Here is a 21,062-nt window from a genome sequence, read left to right on the forward strand (position 1 = left end):
TCCCCTATAGAATATAGGAAATTAGCAGCCTAGAAAATAGTGTTTTTATTGAGCTCCCTTAGTAAGGGTGCAGTGCCCTGGTATAAGGGTGGTGCTTTTATATATGAATAAACTGCGCTCCGATTCACAGCAAATTCTAAGAGTAAATTTCACTACCTTGTGCTTTGAATTTATCAGCCATTTCCTGCATTCCTTTATCTTTACGTAAATCATGAGAAATACGCATCGAACAGAATTTAGGTCCGCACATACTACAGAAGTGTGCGACTTTCGCCGCTTCAGCAGGTAGTGTTTCATCATGATATTCCTTCGCACGTTCTGGATCTAGTGACAAATTAAACTGATCGATCCAGCGAAATTCAAAGCGTGCCTTACTAATAGCATTATCTCGTTCATCAGCACCTGGTAAGCCTTTCGCAAGATCCGCTGCATGTGCAGCAATCTTATATGTTACAACACCTGTTCTTACATCATCTTTATTCGGTAGTCCGAGATGTTCTTTCGGTGTAACATAGCATAGCATCGCTGTTCCGTATGAACCGATGTTTGCAGCGCCAATCGCTGATGTAATATGGTCATATGCAGGTGCAATATCTGTCGTCAATGGTCCTAACGTATAGAATGGTGCTTCATTACAATAGAAATCTGCAAGTTCCTGATTCTCTTTGATCTTATGAAGCGGCACATGTCCTGGTCCTTCTATCATCACTTGAACGTCATGTGCCCAGGCAACCTTTGTTAGTTCACCAAGCGTCTTCAGTTCCGCCAACTGACTTTCATCGTTCGCATCATAAATTGAACCTGGTCTTAAACCATCACCAAGTGATACAGCAATGTCATAATTCTTTAAGATTTCACAAATTTCTTCAAAGTGTGTGTATAAGAAGCTTTCTTCATGATGAGCTAAACACCACTGTGCCATAATCGAACCTCCACGTGACACGATACCAGTCAGACGATTTACTGTCATCGGCACATACCTTAACAATACACCCGCATGAATTGTAAAGTAGTCTACGCCTTGTTCAGCTTGTTCAATCAACGTATCTCGATACACTTCCCACGTTAAATCTTCAGCAATGCCATCCACTTTTTCTAATGCTTGATAAATAGGTACTGTTCCAACAGGTACCGGTGAATTTCTGAGTAAATATTCACGTGTCGCATGAATATTCTTACCTGTAGATAAATCCATAATCGTATCGGCTCCCCAATGTGTCGCCCACACCATCTTTTCAATCTCATCTTCGATAGATGATGATACTGCAGAGTTTCCGATATTCGCATTAACCTTCACTTTAAAGTTCTTACCAATAATCATCGGTTCAGATTCTGGATGATTAATATTGTTCGGAATAATTGCTCGCCCTCTTGCAATCTCACTACGTACAAATTCAGGGTCGACGTTCTCACGAATCGCGACAAATTTCATCTCTTTCGTAATGATTCCTTGCTTTGCATAATGCATCTGTGTCACGTTTTTGCCATCACGCGCACGTTTTGGATCATACTTAAATGGCGTCTCTACAAACTTATTATGCGTGATATCTTTAAAACCATTATCAACCGCAAGTACTCTGCGTCCTGTATATTGTTCTACATCGTCACGGCTATCAATCCATCGTTCACGTAATTTAGGAATACCGCGCTCAACATCAATATTATATGCATCATCATGATAAACACCACCCGTATCGTAGACAACAACTGGTGCATTGGAAGTAGTGCCTTGATCTGTCACAGTATCGGTTAATGTAATTTCACGGAAAGGTACTTTAATATCCGTATCCTCGCCCTTACCCGCTCTAAAGATTCTCTTACTTGCTGGAAATGACTTCTTCAAATTTACCATACAAAAAAACCTCCTAGTTAGATTCATTACTAGGAGGTGAAGTTTCACGACAAAAAAATATCATAAGTATACACGCTCGCTTCCCTACGCTGGTATTAACCAAACAGGTTCAAAGAGTCAAGGATATTCCTTTCTCAGCTCATAAGAGCTCCCCTAGCAATCGTCTTATTAAGTTGTACACATAAACAATATCACTGATTTGTTCATGTTGCAAATATTAATTAAACCAGCTACGCACGAGCTTCTCTACTTCTTTCGTTTCATCGATCAATGATTTCATCATATCGATATCAGCTTTATCACCAAGAAGATCTTCAACGGCTTTTGTATCCAATACACGTTTCACTGCATCTGCAATGAAAGGCTCTTCTGTATGTGTAGCTTGCGCGTTGCTTGTCTGTTCATTGCTTTCAGTATGCACATCTTCTGCAAATTTCGATTCTAATTGCTTAGGGTTATTAAATGCCTCAATAACCTCCATCAGTGCAATACGCAGATCATTATATTCTTTGATATTCTTAAGATCATTCAAACGTTGTTTCACTTGTTCATTCTGCTTTAAATATTTCACTGATTGAACGGCACCAAAACCAACTGCACCGACAACGATTCCACGTTTAATCCATTTGTTCATCGTAATTCCTCCATTAAGTCAATTACCTTTATTATACGTTAAGTCGCTGAATTATACATCTTTTGTGCATGTTCAAAATAATATAGAGAGGGCTATGCCCTCTCTATCTACAATATCAGCAAATATGGATGCTCGATAAATGTTTTAATACGACTCAAGAATTCCGCTCCATCTGCACCATCTATAACTTGATGATCAATAGTGAGACTCAGAGGTAACATCTTTTTCTCATACGGTTTGCCGTCTTTTAATGCTACTTCACTTTGTAATGAACCAACCCCTAGTATCCCAACTTCCGGTGCGTTAAGTACCGGTGTAAAGTATTCTATACCGCCTGCACCGATATTTGTGATGGTAAATGTTCCATCCTTCATTGCACCTTGAGACAACTCTCCATTTCTCGCCGCAGCAGATAAAGTTTCGATGGCACTTGAAATTTCACCTATAGATTTACTTTCAGCGTTATGGATCACTGGAACCATCAGTCCATCTTCCAGACTTGTTGCAATTCCAATATTCACATCTTTATGATGGTATAACTTCTCATCACTGTAAGTTGCATTCATTCTTGCATCATCTTTAAGTACTAATGCAACGGCTTTTGTAATCAGTGCGGTAACTGTTACTTTAATATCTAATTCATTGTTGCTAACCTCTTTTTTTAACTTCTTATTAAATTTCAGCAACGCATCTGCTTCTACTTTTTGGTGCAACGTTAATTGTGCGGTTGACTGTAAACTATGCATCATGTTGTCAGCAATCGCACGTCTCATATTCGATAATGGCTTGGCTTCTGCCGTTACTTGAGTAGCTTCAGTAGACTCAGTCGTCGAACTTACTTTTACGTGATCAATTGCTTTTTCTATATCCTTCTTTGTAATTCTGCCATTACCGCCAGTCCCTGTAACCTCTTCAATTGAGATGTCATTGCTTTCAGCTATTCTACGGGCAAGTGGGGTAATAAAGATTCGGTTGCTTTCAGAGTTACTTTGTGATGTAGGAGTGTCCTCATCGCGTGCTTTCTTATTCAATTCATCCTCATGACTTCTATTAAAGCTAGGAGATTTCTCGGCCGCATCCTTTATTGCGGCTCTTTCATTCGTTTCTTCACCTGATTCACTTATCGCTTCATCATCAGTCGATTGATTTGAACGTTCAGGAGACTGGTTATCCTCTAATGAGTCTCCAACCAATCCCATCTGTTCTCCAACTTTAGCTCTGCCTCCAGCTTCCACTGTAATTTCTGTTAAAATCCCATCTTCAGGTGCTTCAACATCTAAAGTTAGTTTTTCAGAAGCAATCATACAGACCGCTTCACCCTTTTTCACTTCATCTCCGACTGATTTGTACCACTCATCTATAGTACCTTCTGTCATTGTCATTCCTAATTTCGGCATATTTATTCTTGAACTCATGAATCACACCTCACTTTCTTAAGTCTTGAATTATTTCATCTGCTTCTTCTAGAACACGTTCTTTACTTGGAATATATAGTTTCTCTAAATTTGATGCAAATGGCACTGGTGTCGCAGGTGCAGTAATTACTTTGACAGGTCCGTCTAAATAATCAAAAGCTTTATCGCCGACGACAGCTGAAATACTGTGCCCTGTACTACTCTGAGGATTTGCTTCATCAATCACGATAAGGCGGTTCGTTTTCTTCACGGAGTTAAGTACTGTTTCTTGATCCCATGGAGAAACAGTAACTAAATCAATAACTTCGACTGAAATATCTGCAGCTTCCAGTTCATCTGCAACTTCTAGAGCAATTTGGACCATCTTACCGATTGCAACAATCGACAAGTCTTCTCCTTCTCTAATAATCTTCGCTTTACCAATTTCCACTGTATAATATTCTTCAGGCACATCACCTTTCATGCCATATAAAGTTTTATCTTCAGAAAATACGACGAGGTTATCATCTTCTACTGCAGCTAAAAGTAAGCCTTTCGCATCATAAGGATTTGATGGCACCACAACTTTTATTCCAGGTATCGCACCAAACATTCCGTATAATGATTGACTGTGCTGAGCAGCAGCAGAAGCGCCTGCACCATGAACGGTTCTCAAAGTCATCGGAATCTTAGCTTTGCCACCAAACATATAACGCATCTTTGACCCTTGGTTCAGAAGTGCATCGAACGCATATCCGATGAAATCATTAAACATCAGTTCAACAATCGGTCTCAGCCCTGTAGCTGCTGCACCAACTCCTGCACCCACATAGTTCTGTTCTGCAATTGGTGTATCAATAACCCTCTCACGTCCATACTTACCAACAATACCTTTCGTTAAACCGAATACACCTCCCCAAGCTTCATCGCCTTCAAGATGTTCAATCGTATTCCCACCGGCAACGTCTTCACCTAACAGAATCACTGTATCATCTTTCTCCATCGCTTGATCAATGGCTTCAGTTACTGCAGCCATATAAGTAATTTCTCTACTCATTATTATTCCTCCTTAATCTGCATAAACATCTTCAAGTAAAGATGCTTCATCTGGTAATGGACTATTTTCTGCAAATTCAACCGCTTCTTTTATTAACGCTTTTGCTTCGTCTTCAATTTTTTTGGCTTCCTCTTCAGTAAACCACTGCGCTTCAAGTGCCTTATCTTTAAAAATCGTAATCGGATCTACTTCACGTAATTCATCTTTATCCGATTTATAACTTTGGTTATCTCCTTCAAAATGTCCATAATTTCTATATGTTTTACATTCAATCAATGTTGGGCCTTCACCTGCTTTTGCTCTTTTCACCGCTTCTATCATTTTTTCATTGACAGCAGTTACATCTTTACCATCCACTAGATGACCCGGCATATTATATGCTGACGCTCTTTCTGCAATTGTTTCTGAAGCAGAAGCATAACTATGGGGGGTTGCTTCGCCAAATCCATTATTTTCACAGATAAAGATAACAGGTAAGTTTAAAATCGATGCGAAGTTAAGCCCTTCATGGAAAGTACCTTCGTTAGATGCACCATCTCCAAAGAAACATACTGCAACAGCATCTTGCTTTAACGTTTTTATCGATAATGCTGCACCATTTGCTAATGGGAATCCTGCACCTACAATACCATTTGCACCCAGTATTCCTTTTTCAACTTCAGCAATATGCATAGACCCCCCTTTCCCTTTGTTCAGGCCATCTTTGCGTCCAAATATTTCCGCCATCATTCCGAGAATATCACAGTCTTTTGCAATCGCATGACCATGTCCTCTGTGTGTACTCGTGATGTAGTCATCATCCGTTAATTCTGCACAAGCGCCTACTGCTACTGCTTCTTCACCGGCATACAAGTGAACAAATCCAGGGATTTCCCCTGTTAAGAATATTCTATGCACTTCATCCTCAAATTCACGGATTTCATTCATTTTACGATAAACCCATAATGCTTTTTCTTTTTCCATAATTAACTCCTCCTACTTAAGGTTTATGAATTGCTAAATCAAAATAATCTAGACTCGCTTCTCCAATAGATTCTGAAACTGTTGGATGTGCAAATATTTGATCTTTCATTTCAAATACCGTACCTTCTGATTCTTTCACTGCGAGTATGGTACTGATTAATTCGGTCGCATGCGGACCACAGATGACAGCCCCTAGAATTTCTCCATACTTTTGCTCACTGATAATCTTTACAAAGCCCTGCGTATCGCCATAAGCCATTGCTTTACCATTTCCTGAGAGATCATATTGATAAACATGTGCATCAAAGCCTTGGTTAAGTGCTGTTTCTAAATCCATACCAAATGAAGCTATTTCTGGTGTCGTATAGACACATCGCGGTACTGCGTTACTATCACCAGATTTAAATGGTTCTTTACAGATATGGGCTGCTGCAATGGTACCTTCATGGCTAGCTACATGTGCTAACTGCAATCCTGGTACGATATCTCCAATTGCATATATATGTTTTATACTTGTTTGCATGTTTTCATTAACTTCAACAAACTTTTGATTTTCACTTAAAGCTACGTTTAATTTCTTTGCGAGTTCTAAATTATTCTTTCTACCTGTTGCAATTAATACTTTGTCAAAAGGTATCGTCTTATCTTGAAGTTTAAGCATTCCTTTTTCGATTTTTTTAATCGAAGCATGCTCAATGATATGGACGCCTTGGTCTTTTAAGTGATTTCTCACAAGATCACGCGCCGCTTTATCTTCCGTTAACAAAATTTCTTCAGCCACTTCAACCACTGTAACTTCAACATCAAATGATGCAAAAGCTTGTGCCATTTCAACACCAATGACACCACCACCAATGATAACCATTTTGTCCGGTAGTTCAGTCCATTGGAATATTGTATCTGTCGTATCAAACTCTATTTCATCAATACCTGCTATTTTAGGAACAAATGGTTTTGAACCTGTTGCTAAAATAATTTGCGATACATCATAACGATTTTCTTTCGTTAAAACTTCTGACTGCTCAATAGATTCAACATACTCATTTTTTATTGTAATATTATTTTTCTTGAGTAAGTAACCTACACCGGTAACAAGTTGATTAACGATTTCATCTTTACGTGACTTAATTACTTTGTAATCAATATTAAATCCCTTACTCATCACGCCAAATTCTTCCGAATGCTTTATAGTTTCGACGATTTCAGCAGATCTAAGTAATGATTTTGATGGTATACAGCCAACGTTTAAGCATGTACCACCGAGATTGTTTGCTTCAAAGAGCACAACTTTCTTACCGTACTGAGCTAAACGAATCGCTGCGACATATCCACCAGGGCCACCACCGATTACTGCAACATCGTATTTTTCCTTCAACCTTAACACCCTCTTTCCGATACATTATTTTATACAGTTCAATTCTACACCTAAAAGTAAGCGTTTTCAATTAATTGTTCAGAATATTTAGTTAAATTTTTGTGAATAAAAAAGAACGCCTTATAACGGCGTTCTTTGAGAAATCCATCTTATATCTTTATATTTCGTGATATTACTCACACAATCAACATCGGTATAACAATACTCGCAAGTATTGCGGTCCCAATCATCGTTACAAGTGCGATACCACCTTCTTCTTTGCTAAGTGCCATCGATGTGTTTGTACCAAATACATGTGCAACCGCGGCCATGGCGACACCACGTGCTACAAAGTGATCAATTTTCATCCACTTCATCACCTTATGCCCGAAACTAAATCCAATGCAGCCGCTAATAATCACAGCAATGGATGTTAACGCTACGCTACCATTAGTAGAAGATGCAATATTCATCGCAACAGGCAATGTCACATTTTTCTCCCATAGTGAATGCACAAGTGTCTTATCTAGTGGCAATACCATAGCAAGCAAATACGTTGCTAAAAGGGACACCATAAGCCCCATAGTGAAGCCTGCTACAATGAAGTGGAGATATTTTACTACTACTTTTCTCATTTGATAGAGCGGCAATGCGAAAGCTACAATTGCAGGTCCTAATAGAAAATTGAAAATCGCAGTCGCATGCTGATACTCTTTATAAGGAATATGAAAACCAATAAGTATGATTATCATCAACCCGCTTACTGTGAAGATAGGCAATGTCCATACTTTAGGATAACGTTTGTTCAGTGCAACCGCTCCTGTAAATAATATTATAGTAAGAAATAATAAACTTAATGTTTCTATCATAGAGATTCTCCTCTTTTCTTCTTATAGTTAACCGCCATTTGTGTAAACCATCCTGTCATAAAGAAGATAATAAGCGAAGAAAGTACCAGATCAAACATTAGAAATAAACCACTCTTCATAAAAAGTGGACCATAGTTCATAAGCGCTACTAATGTTGGTACAAACAATATCGGCATAATCTTAAGCAGTGCATTGACACCTAAACCGAGCCATTCGGGACGAACAACCTTTATTTCCAAGGCAATAAATAAAAGAACCAATCCGATCAGACTGCCTGGAATTGTGATTAATGTATGTGCGTTAACAAATTCTCCCGCCAGATAAAACAAAGTGAGCAAACTTACCTGCAGCACAACACGCAATGTCCAGTATAAATAATGATATAGCTTTTCCAATTTCTAACCTCCATCATTATTTACAATTTGTTCAGCATTCATTAAATGATGAACAAATTGTAAATAAAATAATATTTTATATTTTTTTATAATAAATGAATTTATATTTTATTATAAACCCGTCAACACTTGAAATCAAGGTATTGAAATATTTTCAGAAAAGTAAAAAAAGATTCTTTCAAGAACTGTACCTACGCTCTCGTTTTTTCAGATATGGCGTTTATCGTTGTTTTTAAGTACTATATATATAAAAGGAGAGACTAATATGTTTTATTTTCTATTTGCGCTTGCCGCAGGTATCGTCGTACCGATTCAGACAGCTGTTAATTCACGATTAAGAAGCTATGTGCTGTCACCGTTTGTTGCATCGTTTGTATCTTTTAGTGTGGGTACAATATTTTTATTCTTTATCACTTTATTTACTAAACATACTGTACTTATTCATCCTTCAATATTCATAGAGGAACCCGGATGGATATGGCTTGGGGGATTATTAGGGTTAATTGGCCTTACTGCAAATATTCTACTGTTTCCTGTGCTTGGGGGCGTGCAGACTGTCGTATTACCGATTATGGGCCAAATTATAATGAGTATCATGATTGATCACTTCGGGCTATTCCAGGCACCGATGCACCACTTGACATTGCTAAGGTGTGCTGGACTTTTAATCTTAGTCGCTGGTGTTGTAATGGTTATCGCACTACCCGAATGGTTAAGAAAACGCAAACAACAGGCCTATATGGATTTCGAAGAAGATACTAAATCAAAGTTGCCGTTTCAGATTACCGGGATTGCAGGCGGCATGCTCATGGCCACTCAATCTGCAATTAATGGAAAACTCGGCAGTATATTGGCATCACCCGTACATGCAGCATTCGTTTCATTTTTAGTTGGTACCATATTTTTATTCATCATCGTAACTATTATAAGAAAGGAAATCACTCAGATTCGCTTTGCTATCGGCAAAGATAAACCGAAATGGATCTGGATAGGTGGAATACTCGGCTCTTTCTTCGTATTCGGTATGTCATATCTAGTCCCAATCATGGGCACAGGCCTCGTTGTAATTATTTGTTTATCTGGACAAATCATTTGTAGCATCCTGCTTGATTCATTTGGATGGATCGGTGCTAAACAGAAGAAAGTAACGGGAGTCCAATATCTAGGATTAGCCTTTATCTTCTTAGCTATCGTATTAATTCGTATGAATTAGAAAAATTATTTTTGATGAATGAAAATTTCACGAAAGCTTATACCCACTGTAATGGGCATCCATTTTATATGAATTTTATAATATAAATTTACTCATTTTGGATTTTTATGACTACTTTTTGTAGACAAATCTAGATATACGTTATATACTTAGTACAAATATATCGTACATATGCAAGAAACAAAGGATCTTCACATATTACCTAAGTAATCATGTAAGCCGACTATTTTTGTAATATGTGAAGTGTTTTTTCTTAAAACATTAGATATTATTTAATAATTTTTTGGAGGTCATTATTATGACACAAGGTACAGTTAAATGGTTTAACGCAGAAAAAGGTTTTGGATTCATCGAAGTTGAAGGTGGAGACGACGTATTCGCTCACTTCAGTGCTATCGAAGGAGACGGTTACAAAACTTTAGAAGAAGGTCAAGCAGTTGAATTCAATATCGAAGAAGGTCAACGTGGACCTCAAGCTGCTAACATCGTTAAATTATAATATTTAATGTTGGAAACGAGTACTCATAAGAGTACTCGTTTTTTTTTTATTTTATGTATCTAAACATGATACGTAAGCCCTTTATCGCTTCTATTCAATATTTAAAAGTAATCTTTCATTGACAACATAGAATATCCGTTATATACTTAGTACAAATATATCGAACATATGCAAGAAACAAAGAACTTCACATATTACAAAGAGTAATCGTGTTTAGTCGAAACTTTTTGTAATGTGTGAAGTTTTCTTTGTAAAACATTAGATATTATTTAATAATTTTTTGGAGGTCATTATTATGACACAAGGTACAGTTAAATGGTTTAACGCAGAAAAAGGTTTTGGATTCATCGAAGTTGAAGGCGGAGACGACGTATTCGCTCACTTCAGCGCTATCGAAGGTGAAGGTTACAAATCTTTAGAAGAAGGTCAAGCAGTTGAATTCAATATCGAAGAAGGTCAACGTGGACCTCAAGCTGCTAACATCGTTAAATTATAATATTTAATGTTGGAAACAAGCACTCACAATTGTGAGTGCTTGTTTTTTTAATACCATTTTTTCTTCTTAAAATAAATCATGCACCCAATCATGATGGAAAACATGATGAATAACACAGTGAAATACCCATAATGCCACTTTAACTCCGGCATATATTCAAAGTTCATACCATATATCCCTGCGATCAGAGTAAGTGGTAGAAATACTGTAGAAACCAAGGTAAGAATTTGCATCACACGATTCATCCGATAGTTATTAAATGACTCATAGTTACTTCTGATTTCATCGGTCAGTTCATGTGCATTCTTTATCATATTCTGCTGCTTAATCACATGATCTCTAATATGGTGGATGTAATAATGATCATGTTTCGTCTGAATCAACGTATCATCATTTTCTATCTCATCTATGAGTTCGCTCATCGGAACAATAATGCCCTTTGTCTTTATCATTTCCGAGCGTAGCTCAAATATATCATTCATAATATAGTTCTTCATGCGATCATTCGCATGTCCTTTTTCAAATTCAAGCACTTTCGTCTCTATCTCTTCAACAATCTCTGTATAAAAGTCTACAATCTTATCAAGCAACATCAGCGTTGCCGTATGTGGCGTTAAAGTGTCTGGTGCATTCTCTTCTAGCTCCTGTGCAACTGCATCCAATTCATCTAACGGCTCATTATCTTCGTCGTGATATGTAATAAGAACATTATCTTTCATGAGGATATTGATTGTCTCTGCTTCAAACGTTGACTTTTCTATTTTCTGGAATACGAGATATTCATATGTTGGAAACTTCTTATATTTTGGTCGTGATTTTTTATTGATTACTTCTTCAATCGTCAGCTCATTCAATTCAAAATGCTTTTCAAATATCAGGCGTTCTTCTTCATTCGCACCTTCAAAGTCATACCATATAAAAGATGCATCTTGTGGGATATCTTCGTCATGTTCTACTTTTTTAAGTAAATGTTCTTTGTTCTGATACATTATTGTTAGCGTCATCTCTCTCCCCCTTTAATGATAATATAGCACAAAAGAAGAGCTGATTATCTGCTCTAAAATAATTTTAGTTACCGTTAAACATCCAGCGCACCCATAACACCACACAAGAATTGCTCAGCTTGTTCTTTTCCTACTGGTAAACGATTTACTTCTGTTGCACCAAATACGTCTTCATAATATGCTAAAGCTTCTTTTGTACTTTCAAATACTAAGTATGGAATTAATCGTGTCATGATAGACTTCTAAGTGTATAGTGTAATTCCATTTAATGTCACACAATATATAATCAAATTCTTTTTCGCACATTTGTAATTATGATATCTTTACTCATATAGAAAGGAGTCCTGAGATGTCTAATCAAAATCCGATATGCAACTTATTAAATATAGATTATCCAATCATTCAAGCAGGTATGGCAGGCTCGACAACACCTGAGCTTGTAGCAGCGATCAGCAACGAAGGCGGCCTTGGTACGATTGGTGCGGGCTATATGAACCATGAACAACTGTTAACTGAAATTAATGAAGTACATCAACTAACACAAAATTCTTTTGCTGTTAATTTATTCGTTCCCGAACATCCTGATGTAGATGAAAGTGCTATTAAATTAATGCAGTCGATTTTAGAGCCGTATTACTCTAAATATAATCTCAATGTGCCAGACATAAAATCACACACATATGAATCATTTGAGCAGATGATTCATATCATTATTGAAAAGCACGTCCCTATTGTAAGCTTCACGTTCGGTATTCCAGACAACAAGATGATTTCTAAGTTACAATCCAATGATATTAAAGTTATTGGCAGCGCAGCTTCAGTCGAAGAAGCATTCCTTTGTGAACAAGCAAAAATGGATGCAGTCGTCATTCAAGGTTACGAAGCAGGTGGACATCGTGCAAATTTCAAAACGACAAACAATATCGGTCTGTTTGCCTTAATCCCACAAGTTGCTGACGTAATTAACATCCCCATCATAGCAGCTGGTGGCATAATGGATCATCGTGGAATAAATGCTGCTCTCGCACTCGGTGCATCCGGTGTTCAGATGGGTACCGCCTTTTTAACAAGCAAAGAAAGCAAGGCGCCTGTTATTCATAAAGAAGCAATATTCAATGCATCAGAAACCGATACTGTACTGACGAAAGCAATAAGCGGCAAAGAAGCCCGTGGTATCAAGAATCTCCTGATCTCTCAATTAGAAAAATTTAACGATGACATTCTACCATATCCGTATCAAAATGATTTAACAAGCTCATTAAGAAAACAAGCAGCCTTGCATTATCAAGTAGAGGATCTCCATTTATGGTGTGGACAGGCTCCTAGACTTGCAAAGAATAATACTGCTAAAGAAATATTTAGTGAAATAATAAAAAATGTATCAGCCTATTGATAGACTGATACATTTTATTATTTTACTCTAATCTTCATCTTATAAATCGGTATTCCAAGCAACGTTATAATGATCCCAACAATCGCTAATACTGGTTGTGTGAATAATGTATTCACCATTACAAATAAACCTGCAATAATTGCAATGGCTGGTATCAATGGATATAACGGAACTTTGTATGGTCGCTCCAACTCACTTTCACGCTTTCTTAGTATAAACACTGCATAGAACGCCATCACGTAGAACGCCCAGATAACGAATACAAGCATATTAGTAATTGCATCAAACGAGCGTGAAGTAATCATGATCGCTCCAATAATAACTTGTACCAGTCCACTGAACCAAGGAATGCCTGCCGTTGTCACTTTCATAAATGATTCTTTAAATGGCAGGATGTTCTTCTCTGCCATAGCATAAGGTAGACGCATTCCTGTCATTGTATAGCCATTTAATGCACCGTAAACTGAAATTAATATACCAATCGTAACGAGTTTTCCACCCATATCTCCTAATAAAATTTCTGATGCATCTGTAGCTGCACTTAAATTCCCTTTAAGTTCATCAATCGGCAATGTATATAAGAACGTTGCGTTAATTAATAAATAAATTACAGTAACTAATCCTAACCCTAGAACAATTGCAAGCGGCAAGTCACGCTTTGGATCCTTCATTTCCCCGGCAATATTACCGACATGAATCCAGCCATCATACGCAAACATCGTTGCAAGTAACCCTGCACCAATCGCTGTAAAGAAGTTAATTCCCGTATCTCCGGTGTTCGGTGCAAGCGATACTTCAACGTCTCCAGTATTCATCAAACCGAATATAATGATAACGATCAAGGGAATAAGTTTAACCACTAGCGTTACAGACTGCAGAATACCACCTGCCTTAGATCCGATAATATTGATCAGGTAAATCGAAGCAACTGCAATAAATGCAACTGGCACAATCCACCCGTCTTTAAGATGTAATAAGTTGAGTACTTGTTCTGAAAATACAATTGCCTGTGCTGCAATCATCGCTGGAAAGTAGATAAAACTTTGTGCCCATCCTGCCAAAAACCCTGAAAATTTGCCATAAGTATATTCTATATATGTTGTCAATCCACCGTTCCTTGGAATTGCAGCTGCAAGCTCTGCGACTGTAAGGCCAGCGCAGATTGTAATCAATCCTCCTAGCAGCCATACAAGCAAAGTCATTCCTGGTGTTCCTGTCACTTCTGTTATATTGGATACTTTAAAGAAAACACCTGAACCGATAACAGTTCCCATAACGAGTGCAAGTGCCGGAAAGAATCCAATATTTTTTTGAATTATATTTTTATTTTCCATAACATCCTCCTTTTTGAGCATTTATCATGATAGCATATTCTTGCTTTAAATTGTTAAAAGCGCAGCAATAAATTTGCTGCGCTTAACAATAGCGGTTTATTTTTTATTTAAATATTTCTCGATATAAAATGCAGATTCTTCAATCGACTTAAATTCCGTATTAATTACCGTTGCATTCAGACGATTAAACACTTCTTCTGCGTAACTTAACTCCTCTTTAATACGACGCAGATTATTGTATTCTGCTTGACCTGTCAGCCCAAGAATTTTCACGCGTTCAGTACGGATGTTCATAATATATTCGGGACTTGCGGTAAGACCAATCACTTTTAAGTTTTTCTCTTGAAATACTGATTCTGGGATTGGTGATTCCGGCACGAGCGGGATGTTGGCAATTTTGTACCCTTTATTTGCTAAGTACATACTGAGTGGTGTCTTTGATGTTCTTGATACCCCTATAATCAATGCATCCGCTTCACTTAAATTATTAAAGTTCTTACCATCATCATATTTCACCGAATACTCAATCGCTTCAATACGCTTAAAGTAATCGCTATCCAACTTACGTAATGCACCACTTTCATGTCTTGCTTCCATATCCGTATGATGCTCAATCACCTTAATCATACCTGTCATATAATCAATATATGATAATCCAACTTCTTCAGCATACGCTTTACCTATTTCATTAAAGTCCGGATTAACAAGTGTTGTAACAACAATTGCATTTTTATCATGCGCGAGTTCCAATATATTTCTAAACGCTTCTTCGTCCTTTACAAACGAGAACTTCTTAACTGTGACAGAAGTTAGTTTAGGAAATTGGGACAATGTTGCATGGAGCATTCTATCCGCTGTTTCACCGATAGAATCAGAAACAATATAAATCAATAGATCGTCTTCTTCATACTTACTCAAATGTACTGCCTCCCGATATTATTCCACCTGACTTTGAGCTGTTGCAAGAATTGCACCTGGCACACGGAATGGTGAACATGATACATAATCAATATCCAAGCCATTAAAGAAATGGATTGATTTAGGATCTCCACCTAGCTCACCACAGACACCAATCTTAATCGATGGATTTGCTGATTTCGCACTTTCAACTGCAATCTTGATTAATTGTCCCATACCTTCTACATCTAATGTTTGGAAAGGATCGACGCTAAGAATTTCACGGTTGATATATTCATTAATAAACTTACCTGCATCATCACGAGAGAAACCATATGTTAATTGTGCTAGATCGTTTGTACCAAAACTAAAGAATTCTGAGTGCTCAGCAAGTTCGCCTGCAACTAAACATGCACGTGGTGTTTCAATCATTGTACCAATTAGGTAGTCAACTTGTACACCTTTTGCATCCATGATTTCCTGAGCTTTATTCTTTACGACATCTTTTAGGATAACAAATTCTTGTGATGTTGAAACTAACGGAATCATGATTTCCGGTTTCGTTTCAATCCCTTTTTGTTTTAGATTAAGCACAGCTGTAATAATTGCTTCAGTCTGCATTTCATATAACTCAGGATAAGTAATTGCTAATCTACAACCTCGGTGACCGAGCATTGGGTTGAATTCATGTAATTCACTGATTCGTTTTTCCAGGAAGTCTGTCGTTACACCTAACTGATCTGCAACTGCTTTAACTTCCTCTCCACCTTTCGGTAAGAACTCATGTAATGGTGGATCTAATAGACGGACGATTGACGGACGGTCCCCAGATAAATTAAAGATGCCTTCAAAGTCTTCTGTTTGATACACTTTAATTTTATTTAATGCTTCTACACGCTCTTCGTATGTAGATGCTAAGATGAAACGTCTCATTTCGACTAAGCGCTCTTCACCAAAGAACATATGTTCAGTACGTACTAAACCGATACCTTTAGCGTTAAATGAATAGCCCGCTTTAATATCGCCTTCAGTTTCAGCATTCATACGTACAGATAAACGTGCGATTTCTTCTGCCCAGCCCATAAATTCTTCAAAGACATCACTTGCTTCAGCTTTCGTCGTTTCAATTTCACCGATATATACAGCACCCGTTGACCCGTTAACTGAGATTACATCACCTTCAGATAGCGTTTTACCAGCATATTTTACGTATTTTTCTTTCGTATTAATTTCAAGATCTGAACATCCAGTTACACAGCATTTCCCCATACCACGGGCAACTACAGCAGCATGACTCGTCATACCCCCATGTGTCGTTACAATCGCTTCAGCAGCAATCATACCTTCAATATCCTCTGGAGAAGTTTCCGGACGAACTAATATAACCTTCTCACCAGCTTCAGCTTTCGCTTTTGCATCTAATGCTGAGAAGACGATAATACCTGTTGTAGCACCAGGAGAAGCTGGCAAACCTTTATCTGATACTAATTCAGCAGATTTTAATGCCTCTTCATTAAAGTTAGGATGTAACAGCTGATCTATTGATTTTACATCTACCATTGCAACGGCATCTTCTTTAGAAATGACACCTTCATGTACCATATCTACAGCGATGTTAATCGCAGCTTTTGCTGTACGTTTACCATTTCTCGTCTGTAAAATGAATAATCTTTCGTTTTCAATGGTAAACTCAATATCCTGCATATCTTTGTAATGCGCTTCTAATTTCTTCGTGACATCAACAAATGCCTGATACACTTGTGGCATCTGCTCGTTTAATGTTTCAATCTCTTTCGGTGTACGGATTCCCGCAACAACGTCTTCACCTTGTGCATTGAGTAAGTACTCACCGTATAACTTATGTTCACCTGTCGCTGGATTACGTGTAAAGGCTACACCTGTACCTGAACGGTCTCCACTGTTTCCGAAGACCATTTCCTGAACGTTTACCGCTGTACCGATATCATGAGGAATTTCATTTAAGTCACGATAAATACGCGCACGATCATTATTCCATGACTTGAATACCGCTTCAATCGCTTCTGTCAACTGTTTAAACGGCTCTTGTGGGAAAGGCTTATACGCTTCTTCAACGTAAATTTCTTTATATTTCTCGACAATCACCTTTAAATCTTCAGCAGGAATATCTGCATCAATCTGATGGCCTTTTTCTTTTTTGAATGATTCAAAGAAACCTTCAAAGGCCTCCATCGGGATATTGTATACAACACTACCGAACATCTGTAACAAACGACGGTAGCAATCATACGCAAAGCGTGCATCGTTCGTCACTTGAGCTAAACTTTCAACATTTTCGTCGTTTAACCCTAAATTTAAAATTGTATCCATCATCCCTGGCATCGAAATCTTCGCACCACTACGCACAGATACGAGTAATAAATTTTCTTTAGAAGAGAAAGCCTTACCTGTCTTATCTTCTAAACCTTTAATATATGTCTTTAATTCATTTGATAAACCATCTGTTAACTGCTCACCTTGTGCAAGATATTCAATACAGGCTTCAGTCGTAATCGTGAAACCATTAGGAACAGGTAAACCGAGGCGCATCATCTCAGAAAGATTCGCACCCTTACCACCTAATAAGTCCTTCATATCTTGTGTACCTTCTTCAAAAGCATAAATTTTTTTACTCACTTCATTCACCTCTTATTTTTAATGTGTTATACCATTCGCTTTAATAGGTCATACTAATACAATAATTAGTATGTCACATTAAAAAGAAAATGACAATCATAAATTGATAACTCATCAATTATATATGTTAGGATGAGATTAAAAGATACCGGAGGCTTCATTATGGAATGTCATCATAATTATGAATTATGCGTGCAGAGAGTACCTATATTCAATCATCTTGACGAAGAGACGATGCAGCTTATTTTCAACAAGATTATGCAACGATCTTTTGCTAAAAAAGAACATCTCTATTTAGCTGGAGATACAATCGATTCTCTCTATGTTGTGCATAAAGGGCGTGTCAGAATTTATAAACTCAATGAAAACGGTGAAGAACAGCTGATTAGAATACTTTCTCACGGTGACTATACGGGAGAAATATCATTATTCAATCCTTCTTTGAACAACACATCTTACGCTGAAGTCTTAGAAGATGCTGAAATCTGTATTATAAAAAGAGAGGATATATATCAATTAATGCACACATATCCTAGCATCAGCATTACCTTTATCGAAACATTTGCAAAACGTCTGTCAGAATCTGAAACGCAGACAACGAATATTTCATTACTGGATAGCCGTTCTAAACTAATGATGTATATCGAAAACTATCGTGAGGGGAATATGCTGAACTTATCTTTAACGAAAAAGCATATTGCGTCTTATTTAAGTATGCAGCCTGAAACATTAAATCGTACTTTCAATAAATTAGAAGAAGAACAGATTATAAAGAAGATTAATCATAAAACATATCGAATTCTTCAGGAAAACCTCAATAAATTGATCTAAGTCAATTTATTAAAGTGGAATCTCCCTTATCATAATATGTGAAAGGACAACACATATTACGAAAGGAGCAGAGACAATGAAGAAGTGGATTTATCAGAACGTAAACACATTGACACTGATTACATTTATATTTCTTATATCTGGATTATTATTAAAATGGACAGATGTACAAAGCTTTAGCAACGCTTTCCTTATTATCGCAACATTAATCGCCATGATGCCAATCGCATTAAAAGCATGGCAATCACTTATGCTGAAAGTCTTCTCCATTGAACTACTTGTAACGCTTGCAGTTATCGGCGCACTATATATTCATGAATATACTGAATCAGCTGTTGTAACATTCCTATTCTTATTCGGAAGTTATCTTGAAGCAAGAACGCTTAAGATTACACGTAATTCAATTAGCAAACTTGTTGACATGGCACCACAAGATGCAAACCGATTAAGAGACGGAGAAATTGAAAAAGTCGATATTGACGATATTAATATTGGTGACACAGTCGTCGTATATTCTGGCGGGACTGTGCCAGTGGATGGTTATATCATTAAAGGAAAGGCTCATATTATTGAAGCATCCATAACAGGAGAGTCACACCCAGTATCAAAGAAAGAAAATGACAAAGTTTACAGCAGTACCATTATTGATACTGGATATATTGAAGTATTCACTGAAAAAGTAGATGAAGACACGACGTTCGCAAAAATTATAGAACTCGTAGAAGAAGCACAAGATGCAAGATCACCAGCAGAGAAGTTTCTGAATAGATTTGCAAAATGGTACACACCAAGTATTGCAATACTATCATTAATCGTCTGGCTTATCACACGCGATCTTCACCTGGCTATTACGTTTCTAGTCATTGCATGTCCAGGAGCACTCGTTATTGGCGCCCCTGTTGCAAATGTCGCTGGAATTGGAAATGGCGCTAAAAATGGTGTGCTCATTAAAGGTGGAGAAGTGATCGATGCATTATCAAAAGTAGACACACTTGTCTTCGATAAAACTGGTACGTTAACGAAAGGTCGTCCAGAAGTAACTTCTGTTAAATTTGACACGACACACTTTACAGAACAAGAAATATTATCACTCGTCGGCCAAATCGAAATGACGTCTGAACATCATCTTGGTAAGGCAGTCGTGGAATACGTAAAAGCACGAGTAGCTTTCGACCAATCCAAAATGATTACAACAAAAACAGTTAAAGGACAAGGAATTAAAGGTGAAATCCACCATCACACTGTATTAATAGGCAATCGTAAACTAATGCAGACCCATCATATTACGATACAAGAACAATACGAGCAACAGGCGAAACAATTAGAAACGTCAGGTAATACTGTTACATTTATCGCAATCGATAATACATTTACTGGCATTATCGCGATTGCTGACGCGATCCGCTCAGATGCAGTAGAAGCACTTCAAACAATGCGTGATAACGGAATTAAAGAAATCATCATGCTTACAGGAGATAACGCAAGAACTGCTCACACTGTAAGCCAGCAATTAAGTCTGGATACGTATCAAGCTGAAATGATGCCGGATGATAAATTGAAACACATTCAATTACTGCAGCAGCAAGGTAAAAAAGTTGCAATGGCCGGTGATGGCATTAATGATGCGCCAGCAATTGCAATCGCAGATGTAGGACTGGCTATGGGGAAAGGCGGAACAGATATCTCTATGGAGACCGCAGATCTCGTTCTGATGAACGACTCATTGACACAATATGCACATGCAATTAATCTTGCAAGAAAAACAATGCGCATATTAAAACAAAACATCGCAATCGCACTTATTACAGTAATCTTACTGCTCATCGGTATAATCATGGGCGGTGTAAACTTAGCGATAGGTATGTTCGCTCATGAAGTAAGTGTGCTGCTTGTTATACTAAACGCGATGAGATTAATTCAATTTAAATCAAAAAAATAATCTTAGGAGGAAATCATTATGAAACAATTAACATTACAACTCGAAACATTAACTTGTCCATCTTGCTTAGCATCTATCGAAGGATTGCTGAAGAATATTAAAGGTGTTGAAGCACCGAAAGTATTATTTAACGCAAGTAAAGCGAAGATGCAATTTGATCCAGCAATCGTTGAACCCGAAGAGGTTCAGCAAGCAATAGAAAAACTTGGATACGAAGTATTAAAAGTATCAGTTAAATAACAATTTAGGAACGTGCAGACGAAATGACTTCAAATTTCTGCAC

General features: G+C 37.5%; 19 protein-coding genes, 1 pseudogene and 1 riboswitch. Of the genes and pseudogenes, 7 read left to right on the forward strand and 13 right to left on the reverse strand.

The window, feature by feature from the left end; genetic code table 11:
* Positions 1–136 precede the first annotated feature (136 nt).
* The 8 genes from thiC to ACZ2V4_RS07575 all read right to left on the reverse strand — a co-directional run bounded on the left by thiC (position 137) and on the right by ACZ2V4_RS07575 (position 8,518).
* Positions 137–1,852 carry a phosphomethylpyrimidine synthase ThiC gene (gene thiC, locus ACZ2V4_RS07540; RefSeq protein WP_219493757.1) on the reverse strand — a complete coding sequence of 572 codons (1,716 nt, stop codon included), beginning with the start codon at positions 1,850–1,852 and terminating at the stop codon, positions 137–139.
* Positions 1,853–1,916: 64 nt separating this feature from the next.
* Positions 1,917–2,017: riboswitch (TPP riboswitch) on the reverse strand.
* A gap of 52 nt (positions 2,018–2,069) precedes the next feature.
* Positions 2,070–2,486 carry a hypothetical protein gene (locus tag ACZ2V4_RS07545; protein WP_219493754.1) on the reverse strand — a complete coding sequence of 139 codons (417 nt, stop codon included), beginning with the start codon at positions 2,484–2,486 and terminating at the stop codon, positions 2,070–2,072.
* A 107-nt stretch (positions 2,487–2,593) separates the two neighbouring features.
* Entirely contained in the window at positions 2,594–3,901 is a 1,308-nt protein-coding gene (locus ACZ2V4_RS07550; RefSeq protein WP_490514687.1) for a dihydrolipoamide acetyltransferase family protein, read from the reverse strand.
* A gap of 10 nt (positions 3,902–3,911) precedes the next feature.
* Positions 3,912–4,943, reverse strand: coding sequence for an alpha-ketoacid dehydrogenase subunit beta (locus ACZ2V4_RS07555; RefSeq protein WP_490514723.1), 1,032 nt, complete (start codon positions 4,941–4,943; stop codon positions 3,912–3,914).
* Between the two features lie 6 nt (positions 4,944–4,949).
* Positions 4,950–5,900 (reverse strand): thiamine pyrophosphate-dependent dehydrogenase E1 component subunit alpha, encoded by a 951-nt coding sequence (locus tag ACZ2V4_RS07560; protein WP_283722300.1) that lies wholly within the window; start codon positions 5,898–5,900, stop codon positions 4,950–4,952.
* A 16-nt stretch (positions 5,901–5,916) separates the two neighbouring features.
* A complete protein-coding gene (lpdA, locus tag ACZ2V4_RS07565; protein WP_420494132.1) occupies positions 5,917–7,275 on the reverse strand; it encodes a dihydrolipoyl dehydrogenase in 1,359 nt (452 codons plus the stop codon).
* 176 nt (positions 7,276–7,451) lie between these two features.
* Positions 7,452–8,123 carry an LrgB family protein gene (locus tag ACZ2V4_RS07570; protein WP_219493746.1) on the reverse strand — a complete coding sequence of 224 codons (672 nt, stop codon included), beginning with the start codon at positions 8,121–8,123 and terminating at the stop codon, positions 7,452–7,454.
* A complete protein-coding gene (locus ACZ2V4_RS07575) occupies positions 8,120–8,518 on the reverse strand; it encodes a CidA/LrgA family protein (protein WP_120786120.1) in 399 nt (132 codons plus the stop codon). Before ACZ2V4_RS07575 ends, ACZ2V4_RS07570 begins: the two co-directional genes overlap by 4 nt.
* A gap of 265 nt (positions 8,519–8,783) precedes the next feature.
* Between ACZ2V4_RS07575 and ACZ2V4_RS07580 the strand changes: the two genes are divergently transcribed.
* The 3 genes from ACZ2V4_RS07580 (at position 8,784) to ACZ2V4_RS07590 (ending at position 10,726) form a co-directional block, all read left to right on the forward strand.
* Positions 8,784–9,731, forward strand: coding sequence for a DMT family transporter (locus ACZ2V4_RS07580; protein WP_219493744.1), 948 nt, complete (start codon positions 8,784–8,786; stop codon positions 9,729–9,731).
* Between the two features lie 298 nt (positions 9,732–10,029).
* Positions 10,030–10,230 carry a cold-shock protein gene (locus ACZ2V4_RS07585; protein WP_086041794.1) on the forward strand — a complete coding sequence of 67 codons (201 nt, stop codon included), beginning with the start codon at positions 10,030–10,032 and terminating at the stop codon, positions 10,228–10,230.
* A gap of 295 nt (positions 10,231–10,525) precedes the next feature.
* Complete coding sequence (locus tag ACZ2V4_RS07590) at positions 10,526–10,726, forward strand: cold-shock protein (RefSeq protein ID WP_101141384.1); 201 nt, start codon at positions 10,526–10,528, stop codon at positions 10,724–10,726.
* Between the two features lie 47 nt (positions 10,727–10,773).
* Here ACZ2V4_RS07590 and ACZ2V4_RS07595 read toward each other — a convergent pair whose 3' ends face one another.
* Together ACZ2V4_RS07595 and ACZ2V4_RS07600 are read right to left on the reverse strand one after the other, a co-directional pair.
* Positions 10,774–11,730 (reverse strand): CorA family divalent cation transporter, encoded by a 957-nt coding sequence (locus ACZ2V4_RS07595; protein ID WP_490514688.1) that lies wholly within the window; start codon positions 11,728–11,730, stop codon positions 10,774–10,776.
* Between the two features lie 107 nt (positions 11,731–11,837).
* Positions 11,838–11,963 (reverse strand): annotated as a pseudogene (locus ACZ2V4_RS07600) (VOC family protein); the annotation flags it as partial.
* A gap of 116 nt (positions 11,964–12,079) precedes the next feature.
* Here ACZ2V4_RS07600 and ACZ2V4_RS07605 point away from each other — a divergent pair.
* A complete protein-coding gene (locus ACZ2V4_RS07605; RefSeq protein ID WP_490514689.1) occupies positions 12,080–13,123 on the forward strand; it encodes an NAD(P)H-dependent flavin oxidoreductase in 1,044 nt (347 codons plus the stop codon).
* A gap of 17 nt (positions 13,124–13,140) precedes the next feature.
* Here the strand turns inward: ACZ2V4_RS07605 and ACZ2V4_RS07610 are convergent, their stop codons facing one another.
* From ACZ2V4_RS07610 to ppdK, 3 genes are all read right to left on the reverse strand, one after another.
* A complete protein-coding gene (locus tag ACZ2V4_RS07610; RefSeq protein ID WP_490514690.1) occupies positions 13,141–14,457 on the reverse strand; it encodes an APC family permease in 1,317 nt (438 codons plus the stop codon).
* A gap of 96 nt (positions 14,458–14,553) precedes the next feature.
* Positions 14,554–15,375 carry a pyruvate, water dikinase regulatory protein gene (locus ACZ2V4_RS07615; RefSeq protein ID WP_413474917.1) on the reverse strand — a complete coding sequence of 274 codons (822 nt, stop codon included), beginning with the start codon at positions 15,373–15,375 and terminating at the stop codon, positions 14,554–14,556.
* Between the two features lie 18 nt (positions 15,376–15,393).
* Positions 15,394–18,009 (reverse strand): pyruvate, phosphate dikinase, encoded by a 2,616-nt coding sequence (ppdK, locus tag ACZ2V4_RS07620; RefSeq protein WP_490514691.1) that lies wholly within the window; start codon positions 18,007–18,009, stop codon positions 15,394–15,396.
* A 162-nt stretch (positions 18,010–18,171) separates the two neighbouring features.
* Here ppdK and ACZ2V4_RS07625 point away from each other — a divergent pair, with 162 nt between their 5' ends.
* From ACZ2V4_RS07625 to ACZ2V4_RS07635, 3 genes are all read left to right on the forward strand, one after another.
* The gene (locus ACZ2V4_RS07625) at positions 18,172–18,840 is read left to right on the forward strand and encodes a Crp/Fnr family transcriptional regulator (RefSeq protein ID WP_012656193.1); all 669 of its coding nucleotides are present in this window, start codon (positions 18,172–18,174) and stop codon (positions 18,838–18,840) included.
* Positions 18,841–18,916: 76 nt separating this feature from the next.
* Complete coding sequence (locus tag ACZ2V4_RS07630; protein ID WP_490514692.1) at positions 18,917–20,779, forward strand: heavy metal translocating P-type ATPase; 1,863 nt, start codon at positions 18,917–18,919, stop codon at positions 20,777–20,779.
* 18 nt (positions 20,780–20,797) lie between these two features.
* Positions 20,798–21,019, forward strand: a complete 222-nt coding sequence (locus tag ACZ2V4_RS07635; protein WP_041635787.1) for a heavy-metal-associated domain-containing protein — start codon at positions 20,798–20,800, stop codon at positions 21,017–21,019.
* The last annotated feature ends 43 nt before the right edge of the window (positions 21,020–21,062 follow it).

It is taken from the genome of Macrococcus sp. CoH-51_TC_04, from assembly GCF_058188655.1.

Bases quoted from the DNA above. Each gene is read 5' to 3' on its own strand.
- thiC (WP_219493757.1), bottom strand. From the start codon at position 1,852: ATGGTAAATTTGAAGAAGTCATTTCCAGCAAGTAAGAGAATCTTTAGA.
- ACZ2V4_RS07545 (WP_219493754.1), bottom strand. From the start codon at position 2,486: ATGAACAAATGGATTAAACGTGGAATCGTTGTCGGTGCAGTTGGTTTT.
- ACZ2V4_RS07550 (WP_490514687.1), bottom strand. From the start codon at position 3,901: ATGAGTTCAAGAATAAATATGCCGAAATTAGGAATGACAATGACAGAA.
- ACZ2V4_RS07560 (WP_283722300.1), bottom strand. From the start codon at position 5,900: ATGGAAAAAGAAAAAGCATTATGGGTTTATCGTAAAATGAATGAAATC.
- ACZ2V4_RS07570 (WP_219493746.1), bottom strand. From the start codon at position 8,123: ATGATAGAAACATTAAGTTTATTATTTCTTACTATAATATTATTTACA.
- ACZ2V4_RS07580 (WP_219493744.1), top strand. From the start codon at position 8,784: ATGTTTTATTTTCTATTTGCGCTTGCCGCAGGTATCGTCGTACCGATT.
- ACZ2V4_RS07585 (WP_086041794.1), top strand. From the start codon at position 10,030: ATGACACAAGGTACAGTTAAATGGTTTAACGCAGAAAAAGGTTTTGGA.
- ACZ2V4_RS07590 (WP_101141384.1), top strand. From the start codon at position 10,526: ATGACACAAGGTACAGTTAAATGGTTTAACGCAGAAAAAGGTTTTGGA.
- ACZ2V4_RS07595 (WP_490514688.1), bottom strand. From the start codon at position 11,730: ATGACGCTAACAATAATGTATCAGAACAAAGAACATTTACTTAAAAAA.
- ACZ2V4_RS07605 (WP_490514689.1), top strand. From the start codon at position 12,080: ATGTCTAATCAAAATCCGATATGCAACTTATTAAATATAGATTATCCA.
- ACZ2V4_RS07610 (WP_490514690.1), bottom strand. From the start codon at position 14,457: ATGGAAAATAAAAATATAATTCAAAAAAATATTGGATTCTTTCCGGCA.
- ACZ2V4_RS07625 (WP_012656193.1), top strand. From the start codon at position 18,172: ATGGAATGTCATCATAATTATGAATTATGCGTGCAGAGAGTACCTATA.
- ACZ2V4_RS07630 (WP_490514692.1), top strand. From the start codon at position 18,917: ATGAAGAAGTGGATTTATCAGAACGTAAACACATTGACACTGATTACA.
- ACZ2V4_RS07635 (WP_041635787.1), top strand. From the start codon at position 20,798: ATGAAACAATTAACATTACAACTCGAAACATTAACTTGTCCATCTTGC.